Genomic DNA, 16417 nt, shown 5'->3' with positions numbered 1-16417 from the left:
TGGCTCCTTAGTTTTCAATGGTTTCAGCGGTTTCTTTTTTAGCAAAATAGCTTTGTTTTTGATGGTAATAGCCGATGGCAAAGCGGCCTTGCTCGTCAATGCTCAAATGGCGCGGGAAGGTTTCGGGTAATTTGGCAATGATTTCACCCAAATCTTTATCCAAATTCACCGCCATACCGGCTTTGTCTTTACGCAAGCGCGATAAATGGTGTTTTGCGCCCGACAAAAGACGCGGAAAAACCGAAAACGGCACGGCGGAGGCAGAGCCGTAATAGCGGTCGGCGATGCCGGCGTTTAATTCGCCCAACGCCTGATATTGAATGCGCTCCAACACGGCAAACAGCCGCCCTAAAAGATAGGCGCGATTCGGGCTTTCATTGTTCAAACTCATAGGAACTCCTTCTTCGATAAAACCTTTTCTAAAACGCCGCTCTAATACGGCTTTCATCATTGCCACGCGCAGGCCGTTCACGTCGCCGTCGTCGCGGATTCGGGTAATCAGTTGCGACAGCAAACTCAAGGGGTACGGCGTGCCGCAAATCACGGCGCGGGTCATCTCACCTGCCAATACGGGCGAGATGTTTTCGCTTTTGCCTAGCACGGCGGTTTGCAATAAGAGTCGCCAAATAGACGGCGGGGTTTTCCAGGCGCAAGGCTCAAGGGCTAAATCTTGCCAATGCTGCGCCAAATTTTCCGCCAACTGCCCAAACGTGGTGTCCAGCCAAAACCGAACAGAAATCCGCGCGGCATTGGGGGCAAGCCCTAAGATATAAAAATGGGTATTGGGAGAGAGTTCGGGCGCAATTTCTTGCAGCGGACGGCCCTTGCTCATTTCTTCCAATACGTTGAAAACTTTGGCACTTTCTTGTTCATCGTCCGGCGGCGTGAACACGTGCGCGAAGAAGCCTTCGGCAGCCTGCGCCGTAGCGCTATCGTCCGCTTCCGCCCAAAAGACCGTGCTGGCGTCGCCGATGGTCAGGCAGTGATTGTTTTCGCGGCGCAACAGATAGTTCAGCGCGGTGGTGTAGGCAAAGGCAGATTGTTCGGAAACGGGTGCATTTGCGCCTTGCTCCTTGCCGAAAGAGGCAAAAGCTTCTTTATTGAACGAGATAATCGAGCCGCCGGAGCTTTGCCCGCCAAACACGCCTTTAATCGCCGGATGCAGCCGCGCAATCGGGGCAGTGTCGCCGCTAATCAGACACAAGCCTTCGAGCGCTTCGTCGCTTTTCAGGCAGCCTGCCCACAAGGTTTGCGCGGCTTCACGTTTATGGATAAGTGCGGTCGGTTTTTCAAGAGAAAATGCGATGTTGGCATCCAGCATTTCGGTAGGCAGATTTTCGGCAGCAAAATGTGCAGGCTGCCAGTTTTGCAGAAAACGGCACAAGGCTTGCAAGCCTTCATCGTCGCTGTTTTGCAGTAAATCGAGATGGTATTGCTTGAAGGCGTCAAAGGTTTTTTCAGACGGTGTAAACGGTTTTTCTTTGGCTTCGGCTTTGTTTTTATTGGCTTCCACGCCAAGCGCGTAGGCGGTTTTATCCCACAAAAAATTCGGCTTGATGCCCGACGTGCGTTTTTCAGGGCGCGGCACGCTCATCAGTTTCGGCTGCGGCTTTTTATCGGCAGTCAGATTCGGCACAACGGTTTTCAGACGGCCTTCTTTATCCAACACCAAAATCCAACCGATTTTCTCTTCGCTAAAGCCATAAGGTGGCACTTTCGGGTTGCCCATTTCATCGGTTTTTGCTGCCAAACGGCGGTAATAGCGGGCAAGGGACGCAAGAATCATGCTTTTACCTCCTCGGCGTAAAACGGCGGCACATCAATCACGCCCTCTTTCATTTGCGCGCGGAAAAAATGCGGCGTGTTGCCATGGTCAAAATCAATATCGTGCAGCATCCAGCCTAAATCGCGGTTTGCCTCGCTTTCCGATAATGCCGACGACGGCAGCGGCTCGCTCTCGTCAATCAACGCAAAATCGGCAGGGAATTCACGCACGCCCAAACAAGGCTGCTGAAAGCATTGCCCCTTTTTCGCACGGCGTTTGAACATCTCAATATGCTTGGTAACGGTCTCATCCGTCCCCGCTTTTGCCGTCAGCACCGCATGGGCTTCAATCACATACGCCACGTCTTTAAGCACCGTCGCCGCGCGCTGCTGGCGGTCGTCTTCAATCAGCGTATATAAATCGGCAACGCTCTTGCGCTTCATCGCGCCGCTGACCTTGCCCGCCGAAATCTTGCCACCCAACTCATTGCGCCGCACCGACTCAAACCGAATCGGCTTTAGCACATAAATCTTATCAATCACCCAGCGAATCGCCGGCTTCCAATGCACCGCCGCCAAAATCCCGCGCGCCGCCGACGGCGTGATGACATCATAAGACACCCGCTCCACCTTCATCTCCGGACGGGTAAAACAGGCATAATCGCCCCAAATATATAGGCGGATTTGGTTTGCCATACAAGCTCCTTAACACACAGCCGCCCGAAGGCGGCTGATTTTTACTGATAACCTATAAATTTTAGTTTCAACCCACGCACTTTATAAGTGCGATCCGCTTTAGGCAGACTTTTTCTCAAATCTTAAAAAATCTGCCAATTTTTTTGATTCAACAACTTCATCATACGGAATCAGTACATAATCAATTTTGCATCATTTTGAGGAGCAGATTTCTTAACCCAAATGGCATTTACAACAAAATTCCTCCGCCCAAACACTTCATCACACAAGACTTTCAAATAATGCGCTTCGTTGTCGTCAATGGTAATCCATAGCGAACCATCGTCTGAAAGCAGGCGTTTGATGATTTCCAAGCGGTCGCGCATCAGCCCCATCCAAATAGAATGCTCCACCCCATCGTCGTAATGTTCAAACGCAGAGCCAGTGTTAAAAGGTGGTTCGATAAACACGCATTTCACCTTACCCGTAAATTCCTGCTCCAACGCTTTAAGCGCAAGCAGGTTGTCGCCGAAAATCAATCGGTTATCAAACGCCGCCGATTCTGACCGCACTTTGGCATGATAGGACTTTTCCGTGTCTTCCAGCAAAATCCGCGCTTCTAACTTCGGACGTCTGTGTTTGCCTATTCAGGTGAGTTCTAGTTTTTGTTTGGTCATAACTTTACACCTTATTTATTAACCTTGGATTTTGCAGCAGCATCAAATATTTCATCATTGATGGGTGAGCGCAAACGATCGTTATTAAGCAGTTTTAACAATAAATCTATTGTTTCTTCTTCAACTACAATCTGCCCATTCTCCACCTTCAAATCCCATTTTTCTTTTTTATTGACAGCAATTAATTTTTTAAGATAATCAGGTTGTTTATAATAACCAGATTTTAATATAGAAGCCATTTTTCGTAAGTGATGTAGATTATTACCAACATACTGCTCAATCAATTCTATATTTTTAAAAGTTTCAAGATTTTTAAAATCAGCAATCACTTCGGCAGATTTTCGCTTCATCCCTTCCCGAAAATTCATTGAACTCTCAAACTGTTTTTTGCTCGCTATAAATACTGTTCTTTTATAAACAAAAAAATCATAATTTGGATAAATAACAAAAACCTCTTTATCATCAGGATCAACCAATTCTTTATTTATAAAAAACAGAATCCCTTTTGAAGCCACCTTTTTAGGCTGCGTGTCCGTATTGATTTTTTTCCAGGCATACAATTTTTTATCATCTTTTTCAAACAAAATAACATAGGCCCATGAATTAAGTAGATCTTTATGATTATCTACTCTTGGATTATCAAAACCTTTATTTATTTCCGCCTCAACTTTTTCAAAATCTGTGATACCAGAATCAACTGTTAGCAATACATCATCACAGTCTGCATTGCTATAATCATATTTCTCAACATGAAACTTTTTCCCTTGAAATTGATTTTTCAGGTAGCCTTTAAAGCGAGTAGGCAATTTTTTATCCATATCGACACGCCAAGCATGATACGAAGCTTCTTTGATAGTTGTTGGAGCCTTTCTTTTTATCAGCCAGAATGATACAGACCAATCGTTAAAATTTTCTGCTTGTATTTCTTTAATTTGTTTTTTAGTGTTTGTGCTCATGATTTTTCCTTATCATTCTTATAGTCAGAGTTTGAACGAATATATAGATAATGAGAAAGCCTATCCAAACAAACTGTATCACCATAGCTAATGGGTTGCTTAGTAATAACCATTGCTTGCACCTCCTTTTCCCCTCGCTTAAATGTACAATCAATCAACATATATCCAAAAATAGCCAAGATAGGATTGATAAATACTGTTTGTGTTCGATAAGCCATAGTGAACAATACAGTCAAAAATAATATAATCGCCAATATTGTTTGCCAATCAGTTAAGTCAATCCGCATAAAAGACATCATATAAGGAATTGTATATCCAAACATATCTCCTGACTTATTCGATGCCTTACTCACGACAACCATTAATCCACTTCGGACGCTTTTAACCACTTGCAACACAATGATGCTGCTAATTATTGCTGCAACTAATAAGCCAATTCCGATTTCTGGAGAATTAAAATAGTTTGGACTTGTCAAATCTATTTGTTTAATTGCCATAATCACCATTAATGGAGAATATGCACTAATAAAAAGAATTAACGAGACCCATGGTCTTAATCTTAAAGATGAATCAGCCATATTTATTTTTCCTTTCAATTTGACTCATATCACACCATCTCCCACTCAATAAAAAACAATTCTTCCTCTTCAACCTTCTGTTTCAACTGTTCTTCCAGCTCTTCAATCAAACGGTTGGGGTGATAATCAGAATTATACGTTTGCGTTCTGCCCAATGCTGCAATATTACCAAGCCCGCTTCGATGGTTTTTCCTAAACCTACTTCATCTGCCAAAATCACACCTTTCGACAACGGATTTTTGCAGGCAAACAAAGCTGCATCAACTTGATGTGGGTTTAAATCGACTTGGGCATCAACCAATGTTGTTGCTAACGAGTCCATACTGCCACCCTCGGCTTGACGGGTTAAAAACCAGGAGTAGTATCGAGCTTGATGTAGTGTCAGTTGAGATTGGGACATGGTCTTAATTTTCTCCAAATTACTTTTTAAGCCACAGGAAGGATATGCCTTTTAAAGGTAAAAATCAAATTAATATTCTATAAATTATAAGTTAATTTAAAACACCAAACTCTCCCCCTTCAAAAACGCCGTATCCTCCCAATAAAGCCCCGCCACTTCATCATACAAATCCAGCCCAATCAGCGTATAAAACTGTTTGCCGAAGTTTTTCTCGTTAATCGGTTCGATACGCCCTGCTTTATACAAAGCGGCGAGGGCTTTTTCGGGGATTTGGATGGTGTAGGGTTGCAGTTTGCGTAAGAGTCCGCCGATGTGATCGGCGTGGTGCAGGCTGCTAATGAGGTTTTCGGCCTCACCATCGAATGGAATAATCAGCGGCTGCATATGGCTTTCGATCATGCGAAACTTGTCGGCGATGGTTTGGAATGGGAAATCGAGGCTTTGCCCTGTATCGTTGTGCATTTTCAGAATTTTTTTATTGTCCAGTTCGCTGCCTTTTAATTGATAAAGCTCGGTGAAGTAGGCGGCGACGGCTTGGGTGGATAAGAGGTCGTCTGAAAAGCTGTCGGCGGTCAGGCGCATGACAGCGGCTTGGGTGGCAAGTTCAGACGGGGCTTTCCATTGTTCTTCGGGCGCGAATATCCAGACAAAGCTGTTTTCAGGTAGCCTTTTGCCTTCGCGGTTGCAGCGTCCGGCAGCTTGAGCAACGCTGTCCAGCCCTGCTTCGGCGCGCATCACCAGAGGGAAATCCACATCAACGCCGGCTTCAATTAAGGAAGTGGCGATAACGCGGCAGGGTTCGCCGTTTTTCAGACGGTCTCGGATCTCATCAAGTTTTTGGCTGCGGTGTTTGGCACACATTAAGGTGGTCAGGTGGAACGTGCCATCAAGGTGTTTGGCTTGGTCGTACAGGCTGCGGGCATGGCGGCGGTTGTTGACGATGACGAGCATTCTCGGGTGTTCGGCAAGTTTGGCGAGCAGGTCGGCGTCGGTTTGTGTACCGATGTGTTGCACGGTGGTGCGGCGCAGTTTGTCGAAAAGTGCGGTCGGTTTTGGGGCGATTTCGCGCACGTTTTCAAAGCCGCGATAGAAGCCGTTTTCGGCTTGCACGGCTGGCTGGGTGGCGGTGCACATGACGACGCTGCAGCGGTAGTTTTGCGCCAGTTCTTTGATGGCTTGCATGATGGGCAGCAAAAGATTGAGCGGCAGCATTTGCGCTTCGTCAAGGATGATGACGGAGCCTGCGATGTTGTGCAGCTTGCGACAGCGCGAAGAGCGGTCGGCAAAGAGGGATTCAAAGAATTGCACGGCGGTGGTCACGACAATCGGCGCGTCCCAGTTTTCCGAGGCAAGGCGCAGTTTGTCTTTGGTAGCGTCGTCTTGCAGTTCGCCGTCGTCGAAGGTGCTATGGTGTTCCAACACGGCTTGTTCGCCCAATTCGCCAAAGGCTTTGCGAAATTCAGCGGCATTTTGTTCAATGATGCTGGTGAACGGGATGACGTAAATCACGCGCCGCATGCCGTGCTGTTTGGCGTGTTCCAGCGCGAACGCCATGGAAGTGAAGGTTTTGCCGCCGCCCGTTGGTACGGTAAGCGTGAACAGCCCTTGCGGTTGTGCCGCTTGTTCTACAGCATAATCCAAAATTTCGCTGCGTAGGCGGTTTAAAGCGGCATTGCGTTTTTCGGCTTCGGTTTATTCTGGAGCTTGGGCGATACGTCGTCTGAAATCGTTGATAAATTGATTGAAATTGTGTTGTAAGGCGTTTAAATCGGGATAGCCGCCTCGCTCGATGGCTTTGTTTTCTAGGTTTAAATAAAAGGCTTCAGTATCAAGATAATCAGCATCCACCAAACAGGAATAGAGCATTCGAGTGAAGAAGGCGTAGGAGAAAAAAGGATGATGCGCGTCGGCTTTGAGTGGCGGTGCGGACAGGTTTTGAGGGAGCTTGATTTCTTGTTGCCACAGGTTATCGAGAGCAGGAATATCTGCGCCAAATTGCAAAGCCAAACGCTGTTTCAAAGTGCTGCGGTTATCGCCTTCGCTGTTTCCATTAGCCAATCCGGCATGGTGCCCCGCAATACAAAACGCCATCAGCTTGCCGATAACATTTCCCCAACGCTCGACAGCGATTTTGGCTCCTGCAGTAGCATGATCGACTGATGAGCCACCATGCAATCGGCGGTTAAAGGCTTCCGAATATTTCCCCAAATCATGCAATTTCCCCGTCTGGCAGGCAATTTCCTGCGCCTCAAATACCCGAGCAAACTCCGCCGCCATTTCACCAACATTGACCGAATGGCTTTGCAAGGTTTGCCAATGTTCGTAAGACAAGAGATTGCCGAGTTCATCTTCGGCAGAATGGGCGTAGCGGGTAACAGATTGGGACATATTGGCTTCCTAAATTCGACTACGATATCTTTTCAAATAAAGTGTGGTTTCTTGATGAATAAATTGAAATTTTTAGAGACATAACACCACGCTTATTTACGCACAGAGCATATCAAAAATATTGCATATCATCTAACGCCGATTTTTCATTCTGAGACCCCAATCACACTTTTTCTCCCCTGAAATTTTCGCCATTTCATGCTAAAGTTGACGCACCATTTTTCATAAGGATTCATCATGTCTTTTGTTGCGCCATTCACCGATAAACTCCATTCCCTTGCCGAAGTGCTGATTCAATCTTTTCCGGAAAAATTCGATTCCACCTTGTTTGAACAAATTGAACAACAAAGAGAAGATCCCGCAACGAATATCGGGCAAATTGCTGTGGCGGTGGCGATGTCGGATTTTGTGGCGGAGACGTGGCAGAAACAGCCTGCGTTTTTAGCAAAATGTTGGGAAAAACTACCGCACTTTGAGGACTGTGACCAGTACGCCAAGCGGTTGGATGAGGTGTTACAGCATGTGCAAACGGAAGAACAGCTTTATCGGGAATTACGTCTGTTTCGCGCCCGTGAAATGGTAAAGCTGAGTGTTTGCCAGAGTCTCAATTTCGCCACGGTGGAACAGGTTTTTATTCGTTTATCGCAACTGGCGGAAAGCCTGATTATTGGTGCGCGCGATTGGCTTTATGTGCGGGCTTGTGAAGAAATGGGCACGCCGATGGATGCGCAGGGCAACGCGCAGCAGTTATATATTCTCGGCATGGGGAAATTGGGTGGCTTTGAGCTGAATTTTTCTTCCGACATTGATTTGATTTTTACTTATCCAAGCCAAGGGGAAACCGTGGGGGCACGCCGTAGTGTGGATAATGCGAAGTTTTTCACCCGTTTGGGGCAACGCTTGATTAACGCGTTGGATCAATACACCGCCGATGGTTTTGTGTACCGCACGGATATGCGTTTACGTCCCTTTGGCGACAGTGGCGCTCTAGCACTCAGTTTTAACGCCATGGAGCAGTATTATCAGGATCAGGGTCGCGATTGGGAACGTTACGCCATGATCAAAGGTCGCATTTTAGGTGCGCAAGCAACGGATCCCAATGTTGCCGTTTTACAGAATTTATTGCGCCCGTTTGTATATCGTCGCTACATTGATTTCAGCGTGATTCAGGCGTTGCGTGAGATGAAACAAAAAATCGAACGGGAAGTACGCCGCCGCAACCTCACCGATAACATCAAATTGGGCGCGGGCGGTATTCGTGAAATTGAGTTTATCGTGCAGGTTTTCCAGTTAATTCGCGGTGGGCGGGAAATTGCCTTGCAGCAGCACGAATTGCTAAATTTATTGCCGGAACTGAGCAGGCTGAATTTAATTTCCATCGAACAGGAATCCGATTTGCGCCACGCCTATTTATTTCTACGTCGCGCGGAAAATGTGCTGCAAGCCATCAAAGATCAACAAACCCAACAACTGCCCGACAATGAATTGGATCGTCAACGTTTAATCTTCGCCTGCGCGGAATTTACCCAATGGAGTGCGCAACAAGAAAGTGTTTCCGTCACCTACCCGATTCACGATTGGGCAAGTTTTCTCGCCGTGTTACAAGAACATCAGCGCAAAGTGCGGTCGGTTTTTCAGTCATTAATTGGCGATGAACAAGAAGAAAATACATCGGAAAATGCGTGGGAAGATTTCCTCGAAACAGATTTTGACGAACAGGAATTGCTCGGCATTTTGCAACAAAACGGCGTGCCGGAGGCGGAACAGGATGCGGTGTTGGATCGCCTGTTGCAATTTCGCAACGAACTGCCCCGTTATGCTATTGGTGTGCGCGGGCGGGCAGTGCTCAATCGCTTAATGCCAAATCTGTTGCAACAAGTTTTACACACGCCCAACAGCTCTATTTTACTGCCACGGATTTTGACGATTATTGAAAAAATCCTCACACGCACCACTTACCTCGAACTGTTAGCTGAGAATCCACAAGCCTTGACGCAGCTTATCGAACTTTGCGCCCAATCAAAATTTATTGCAGAACAAGTGGCGCGCCACCCGATTTTGCTCGATGAATTGCTCGATCAAAAATCCCTGCGAAATCCACCGCACTTTACCGAGTACACTTCCGAATTACAGCAATATTTATTGCGCCTGCCGCAAGATGACGAAGAACAATTTATCGACGGCTTGCGCCAGTTTAAGCACGCTGCCCTGCTCCGCATTGCCGCCGCCGATATTCTCGGCGTGTTGCCGGTAATGAAAGTGAGCGATCATCTCACCTATTTGGCTGAGGCAATTATCGGCGCGGTGGTCAATTTGGCGTGGCAACAAATCGCCATGCGTTTTGGGGTGCCCGAACATTTGGCGGAAGGGGAGAAAAACTTCCTCGTGGTGGGCTACGGCAAATTGGGCGGCATTGAATTAGGCTATAAATCTGACTTAGATCTCGTCTTCTTATACGATCCCGCCAACAACAGTCAAACCGTTGGCGGCAAAAAAGTCATCGACAGCAACCAATTTTATTTACGTTTGGCACAAAAAATCGTCAGTATTTTCAGTATGAATACCAGCGCCGGGATTTTATATGACGTGGATATGCGCCTACGTCCATCCGGTGATGCAGGGTTGCTTGGTTGCTCTTTCTCCGCCTTTGAAAACTATCAACTAAACGAAGCCTGGACCTGGGAAAAACAAGCCTTGGTGCGTAGCCGTGCGGTGTTCGGCGAACAGAAACTCCGAGACGAATTTGAAACCATTCGCCACAAGGTACTTTCTGCACCACGTGATTTAGTTCAACTGAAACAGGATGTCTGCGAAATGCGGGAAAAAATGTATGAACATTTGGCAAAACATGATGACGCCCAATTCAACATTAAAACCGACCAAGGCGGCATTACGGACATTGAATTTATCGCCCAATATTTGGTGTTGGCGCATTCGCAGCAGCAGCCCGCACTCACCCGTTGGTCAGATAACGTGCGGATTTTCGAAATCATGGCGGAATATGGTGTAATCTCCGATGCCGACAGCGAACGTTTAAAACAATGTTATGTGGATCTGCGCAACCGTATTCACCATTTGAATTTGCTCGGTTTACCCTCTGTAGTGGACGGGTCGGAATTTGGTGCGGAACGCGCCTTTGTGCGCGAGATTTGGGAGCGGTTGTTCCGTTAAAGTGCCGATATTATGTAGCCAATGCACAAAACGCTTGCTGAGCCTGTCGAAGCATTAGTTTTGTGTATCGGAGAATCTGAAATGACTTACACTTCGACAAGCTCAGTGACCGTCATTTCAGCTTTGTGCAACTGCTACATAATGTCGTAAAGTGCGGTCATTTTTGACAGTTTTTTTTTCATCATTCAAAACGTGAATTTCTTGCGAAAATAAAAAAATTCACGTTTTCGCCTTTTTCGCCCCGAAAATATTTTTTCATTTTTCCGATTTTCTGCTATGTTGACTACCTTTTTTCACTACTCGTACTTTTAATTTTTAAGGATTTTTTATGCACGCATTGCTTAAATTTACCCAATTTGTCAGTAAAACTTTTGCCCTTTGGGTGTTACTTTTCGCTCTCCTCGCCTTTCTCTCGCCGGAAACCTTTTTATGGCTCCGCCAATATATTCCTTACTTGCTCGGCATCGTCATGTTCGGCATGGGGATTACGCTCACTTTCAATGATTTCAGTGAAGTCGCGAAACATCCGAAAGCCGTCATTGTCGGTGTAATCGGGCAATTTGTGATCATGCCATCCATCGCTTTTGTCCTCGCAAAAGCATTGAATCTGCCGGACGATTTGGCCGCCGGTGTGATTCTTGTTGGCTCTTGCCCGGGCGGTACATCTTCTAACGTGATGACCTATTTGGCCCGTGGTAACACCGCACTTTCTGTGGCCTGTACCACCATTTCCACCTTGTTAGCCCCGTTATTAACGCCGGTGATTTTCTATGTGTTAGCAAGCCAATGGATTGAAATTAACGCAACGGCGATGTTCGTTTCCGTATTAGAGATGGTGCTTTTCCCAATTTTCTTAGGCTTAGTGATTCGTGCGCTATTCAAAAAACAAATGTCGCAAATCAGCCAAACCATGCCTTTGGTTTCTGTCATCGCGATTGTCTTAATTCTTGCTGCAGTCGTTGCCGGAAGTAAAGACAAAATCATCGACTCCGGTTTATTGATTTTCGGTGTGGTTGTGTTGCACAACTGTTTGGGTTACCTCATCGGCTTTATGGCTGCCAGATTACTCAAATTAAATAACTACGACAGCAAAGCCATCGCCATTGAAGTGGGTATGCAAAACTCCGGTTTAGGCGCAGCACTTGCCACTGCGCATTTGAACCCAATCGCTGCCGTACCAAGTGCCGTGTTCAGTTTCTGGCACAACGTTTCCGGCCCGATTTTGGCGAACTACTTCTCTACCTTAAAAAACGGTAATGAAGAAGAAAACAAGTAAGTAAAAACACCTAGAAAAAAGACCGCACTTTAATCTCTTAAAGTTCGGTCTTCTTTTTTAACGTTTTTAAACGAATTAATGTTCACGTGTTTTAAAGAATGTCACGTCAGGGTAACGCTCTTGGGCAAGGTTGAGATTTACCATTGTTGGCGCGATGTAAGTCAGGTTATCGCCACCATCTAACGCCAAGTTTTGCTCGTTTTTACGTTTAAACTCTTCAAATTTTTTCGCGTCGCCACATTCCACCCAACGTGCAGTTGCCACGTTGACGGTTTCATAAATGGCTTCGACGTTATATTCGGATTTCAAACGCGACACCACCACATCAAACTGCAACACGCCCACTGCCCCAACGATTAAATCGTTATTCAGTAACGGACGGAAAACCTGCACGGCGCCTTCCTCGGAAAGCTGAACCAAGCCTTTTAATAATTGCTTTTGCTTGAGAGGATCTTTCAAACGAATACGGCGGAATAATTCCGGTGCAAAGTTTGGAATGCCCGTGAATTTTAAGTCTTCCCCTTGGGTAAAGGTATCGCCGATTTGAATCGTGCCGTGATTGTGCAAACCGATAATATCGCCGGCATAGGCTTCTTCTGCATGCGCACGGTCGCCTGCCATAAAGGTTAGCGCATCGGAAATCACCACGTCTTTGCCGATACGCACATGTTTGAGTTTCATGCCTTTTTCATATTTGCCGGACACAACGCGTAAGAATGCAACGCGGTCGCGGTGTTTTGGATCCATATTGGCTTGAATCTTGAACACGAAGCCGCTGAATTTTTCTTCATCGGCAGACACTTTACGCACATCGGCTTGACGGGCTTGTGGCGCAGGTGCCCATTCGGTTAAGCCATCAAGGAAATGATCCACGCCGAAATTCCCTAACGCCGTACCGAAAAAGACCGGTGTCAGTTCACCGTTTAAGAACAAATCTAAATCAAATTCATTGCTGGCGCCTTTGACCAATTCCAATTCATCACGTAATTGTTGTGCCAAATCGTCACCTACGGCGTTATCCAATTCCGGATTATTCAAGCCTTTTACAATTCGCACTTCTTGAATGGTGTGCCCTTGCCCGGTTTGGTAAAGATAGGTTTCGTCTTTGTATAAGTGATACACACCCTTGAATAATTTACCGCAGCCGATAGGCCAAGTAATTGGCGCACAGTGAATTTTCAATACGTTTTCTACTTCATCCAACAATTCCATCGGATCACGAATATCACGGTCAAGTTTATTCATAAACGTGATAATCGGCGTGTCGCGTAAACGGGCGACTTCCATCAACTTAATGGTACGCTCCTCAACCCCTTTGGAAGAATCGATCACCATCAAACAGCTGTCCACCGCCGTTAAAGTGCGGTAGGTATCTTCAGAGAAATCCTCATGCCCCGGAGTGTCGAGCAAGTTGACCAAACAATCGTTGTATGGGAATTGCATCACGGAAGTGGTAATGGAAATCCCACGTTGTTTTTCCATTTCCATCCAGTCGGATTTCGCGTGTTGCGCGGAACCTTTGCCTTTCACCGAACCGGCTTTTTGAATGGCGTTACCATAAAGCAAAACCTTTTCGGTAATGGTGGTTTTACCTGCATCGGGGTGAGAAATAATCGCAAACGTGCGGCGTTTATTAACTTGTTCTTGTGGGTATGTCATCTGTTCTGTCTATATTATTTGATGAAGAAATAAAGAAACCGCCTTAAACGACGGTCCAAAAATGAGTGGCGCAACTATATGCTTTTTAGCCACTTTTTTCAAGTTTGAGAATCATGAATACGAGCATGTTGCAACAAAGTGCGGTGTATTTTCCGGATATTTTTATTTCGCCATGATAAGCACTTGGCGTGCATTAAAAACGCACAAAATTTATTCTCTCTTTCATTCATCAAATAAAAATTTATTTCAAATGGAGTGAAGGACTTTTCCCATCCCATTGTTTTTAAAGGCGAATTCCATCAACTATTACGTGATCAGCATCACAAAAATAAGATGAAATCCAAAATAAATCACTTATCTATTTATTTTATTGCACAGTGATTTCTGTAAAAAATAAAATACATATAAAAATCAATACTTTAATATCAACCCAATAGAAAATAGTCGATCAAGAAAATATAAAAATTGTGATCCAGATAACACTTTTCGCCATTTAATAAAGATGAGTAAATCACATAACTCATTGAAAAATAATAATTTTAAAAATCACGTAAAATTTATCATTTATTGACAGCAGCAAAAAGTTTTATTAGCGTTGAGCCGAAATCGAGAAAAACGCCATTTAACAAAAACAAAATGGAGTGAAACTTCCAGTTTTATACAATAAGAACGTCAATTTTGTTAAAACTAAAACTCAAGGTGATTAACATGAAAAAAACACTTATCGCACTAGTAGTAACAGCAATGGCTGCCGCTTCAGCAAATGCTGCTGTCGTTTATAAAAATGAAGGCACAAAAGTTGAATTAGACGGACGTGGCGCATTCGAAATGCGTTAACATGAAAAATAAAAATTTCGACAAAAATGGTAAACGTACCGATTTAGTTGACCGTGGTTCTCGCGTTCGCGTTCGCGCAAGCCAAGACATTGGTAACGGTTTCAGCGCATTAGCGGCATTTGAAATTCGTTTCACCGACAAAGGTACTGTAGGTGATGGCATCAACACTAAACGTTTATTCGGTGGATTTGCACATAAAGATGTTGGTTCATTGACTTTCGGTCGTCAACTTACTTTAGGTGACCACATTCCTAAAGCTAACTATTCTTACGAATTAGGCGGCAACGTATTACACGATAACGCACCAAAAGCAGTTCACTTTATGTCTAGCAAATTTGCCGGCTTCCGTGTTGCAGCAGACTACTACTTTGGCGAAGCAGATAAAACCAAAGCAGAGGCGGGTAAAGGTTTTGGTGTAGGTGCGTTCTATGATGGTCAATGGGGCGATGTAGGTGTGAGATTCGGTTCCGGTTATATCGAAGTGAAAAAAGCTGATAATGTTGTAGTAACCAAAGACTACAAACAAAAAATTGCCGGTGTCGGTTTTGACGTAAAATATAAAATCGTGACCGTTGGTTTTGACTGGGCTCATGGTACATCAATGAAAGGTCATAGCGATTACAACTTCAAACATAGCATGAAAGCTAAATATGAAAAAATCGACCGTTTTGACTTAGGTTTGAAAGTCGATTTAACCGAGCAAAACGCCCTTTACGGTGCATTCTTATGGGGTACCGGTAAAAATGAAGGCCGAGCTAATGGTAAACACAGAGGCTGGGTAATGGGTGTTGACCACAGATTTAACAAACACGTTGCTGTTTACCTTGAAGGCGGCAAAGCGAATGTTAAAGAAAACGGTACAAAAGTATCTGATGCAGCTCGCATCGGCTTAGGTACCCGTATCATGTTCTAATTCTTATTATTCATAAAATACATACTACTGTCTTTTTGACCGATAGCGAAAGCTATCGGTCTTTTTATTTTGAATAATCCACTTAAAAACATTCTTTTTTCTGACCGCACTTTATTTCCTTACGCAGACATCAATCCAGCACAAAATAAAATTCTCACTAAAAAATGCAAACGTTTGCGTAAAAAGTGCGGTACAATACGCGCCATTATTTTTACGCAGATAAAAAGGAAATGAAATGACACAACTTAGTCTAAAAAAAATCTATTCCGGCAAAGTACGGGATTTGTATGAAATTGATGACAAACGAATGTTGATGGTCGCCAGTGACAGATTGTCGGCGTTCGATGTGATTTTAGATGATCCGATTCCGCGTAAAGGCGAAATCCTGACACAAATTTCTAATTTTTGGTTTAACAAACTGGCGCATATTATGCCGAATCATTTCACCGGTGACAGCGTTTACGATGTGTTACCCAAAGCGGAAGCCGATTTAGTGAAAGATCGTGCAGTAGTGTGTAAACGCTTAACCCCGATTAAAATCGAGTCTATTGTGCGTGGCTATTTAACCGGCAGCGGACTAAAAGATTACAAACAAACCGGCACGATTTGTGGCTTGGAATTACCAAAAGGCTTAGTGGAAGCCAGCAAATTGCCCGAGCCGATTTTCACACCGTCCAGCAAAGAAGAAATCGGCAATCACGATATTAATATTAGCTATGCCGAGTGCGAAAACTTGATCGGCAAAGATTTGGCTGCGCAAGTAAAAGAAAAAGCCATCGCACTTTATACCGAAGCGGCGAAATATGCCTTAACCAAAGGTATCATCATTTGTGACACCAAATTTGAATTCGGCTTGGATGAAAACGGTACGTTAACTTTGATGGATGAGGTATTAACGCCGGATTCTAGCCGTTTCTGGTCAGTAGAGACTTATAAAGAAGGCATAAACCCACCGTCTTTTGATAAACAATTTATTCGTGACTGGTTGGAAAACAGCGGTTGGAATAAACAGCCACCAGCGCCGAAAGTGCCGTCGGATATCATTCAGAAGACCGTAGATAAATACCAAGAAGCCTTGGATTTATTAACAAAATAACACTTAAAGGAATTCCCGCTATGCATT

The 16417-nt window shown here is 44.9% G+C and carries 10 protein-coding genes and 3 pseudogenes; 5 read left to right on the top strand and 8 right to left on the bottom strand.

Features of this window, described 5'->3' with window-relative positions; genetic code table 11:
• Positions 1-7: 7 nt before the first annotated feature.
• From cas8c to cas3, 7 genes and pseudogenes are all read right to left on the bottom strand, one after another.
• Positions 8-1786: a type I-C CRISPR-associated protein Cas8c/Csd1 gene (gene cas8c, locus LQ983_RS08710; protein WP_230622383.1), complete on the bottom strand. Its 1779-nt coding sequence runs from the start codon at positions 1784-1786 to the stop codon at positions 8-10.
• Entirely contained in the window at positions 1783-2460 is a 678-nt protein-coding gene (gene cas5c, locus LQ983_RS08705) for a type I-C CRISPR-associated protein Cas5c (RefSeq protein ID WP_230622382.1), read from the bottom strand. The genes cas8c and cas5c overlap by 4 nt, the downstream gene beginning before the upstream one ends.
• Positions 2461-2639: 179 nt before the next feature.
• Positions 2640-3086 (bottom strand): annotated as a pseudogene (locus LQ983_RS08700) (DNA methyltransferase); the annotation flags it as partial.
• Between the two features lie 41 nt (positions 3087-3127).
• Positions 3128-4072 (bottom strand): DUF4868 domain-containing protein, encoded by a 945-nt coding sequence (locus tag LQ983_RS08695; protein WP_230622381.1) that lies wholly within the window; start codon positions 4070-4072, stop codon positions 3128-3130.
• Complete coding sequence (locus LQ983_RS08690; protein WP_204100896.1) at positions 4069-4650, bottom strand: hypothetical protein; 582 nt, start codon at positions 4648-4650, stop codon at positions 4069-4071. Before LQ983_RS08690 ends, LQ983_RS08695 begins: the two co-directional genes overlap by 4 nt.
• Before the next feature lie 115 nt (positions 4651-4765).
• A pseudogene (locus LQ983_RS08685) lies at positions 4766-5050 on the bottom strand (SNF2-related protein); the annotation flags it as partial.
• Positions 5051-5146: 96 nt separating this feature from the next.
• Positions 5147-7438 (bottom strand): annotated as a pseudogene (cas3, locus tag LQ983_RS08680) (CRISPR-associated helicase Cas3').
• A gap of 237 nt (positions 7439-7675) precedes the next feature.
• Here cas3 and glnE point away from each other — a divergent pair.
• Both glnE and LQ983_RS08670 read left to right on the top strand, forming a co-directional pair.
• A complete protein-coding gene (glnE, locus tag LQ983_RS08675) occupies positions 7676-10609 on the top strand; it encodes a bifunctional [glutamate--ammonia ligase]-adenylyl-L-tyrosine phosphorylase/[glutamate--ammonia-ligase] adenylyltransferase (protein ID WP_230622380.1) in 2934 nt (977 codons plus the stop codon).
• A gap of 328 nt (positions 10610-10937) precedes the next feature.
• Positions 10938-11885, top strand: coding sequence for a bile acid:sodium symporter family protein (locus LQ983_RS08670; protein WP_230622379.1), 948 nt, complete (start codon positions 10938-10940; stop codon positions 11883-11885).
• 75 nt (positions 11886-11960) lie between these two features.
• Here the strand turns inward: LQ983_RS08670 and prfC are convergent, their stop codons facing one another.
• On the bottom strand, positions 11961-13544 hold the full coding sequence (gene prfC, locus LQ983_RS08665; protein ID WP_230622378.1) for a peptide chain release factor 3: 1584 nt from the start codon (positions 13542-13544) through the stop codon (positions 11961-11963).
• A 708-nt stretch (positions 13545-14252) separates the two neighbouring features.
• On the opposite strand from prfC, the gene LQ983_RS10055 reads away from it, so the two are divergent.
• The 3 genes from LQ983_RS10055 (at position 14253) to LQ983_RS08655 (ending at position 16390) form a co-directional block, all read left to right on the top strand.
• Complete coding sequence (locus LQ983_RS10055) at positions 14253-14381, top strand: hypothetical protein (RefSeq protein ID WP_255664705.1); 129 nt, start codon at positions 14253-14255, stop codon at positions 14379-14381.
• A gap of 1 nt (position 14382) precedes the next feature.
• Positions 14383-15294: a porin gene (locus LQ983_RS08660; protein ID WP_230622377.1), complete on the top strand. Its 912-nt coding sequence runs from the start codon at positions 14383-14385 to the stop codon at positions 15292-15294.
• Between the two features lie 235 nt (positions 15295-15529).
• On the top strand, positions 15530-16390 hold the full coding sequence (locus LQ983_RS08655; protein ID WP_230622376.1) for a phosphoribosylaminoimidazolesuccinocarboxamide synthase: 861 nt from the start codon (positions 15530-15532) through the stop codon (positions 16388-16390).
• Positions 16391-16417: the final 27 nt, after the last annotated feature.

The sequence above is a fragment of the Aggregatibacter sp. Marseille-P9115 genome, assembly GCF_920939465.1.
Lineage (GTDB): Bacteria > Pseudomonadota > Gammaproteobacteria > Enterobacterales > Pasteurellaceae > Aggregatibacter > Aggregatibacter segnis_B.
This window is presented reverse-complemented; position numbering and strand designations above follow the sequence as displayed.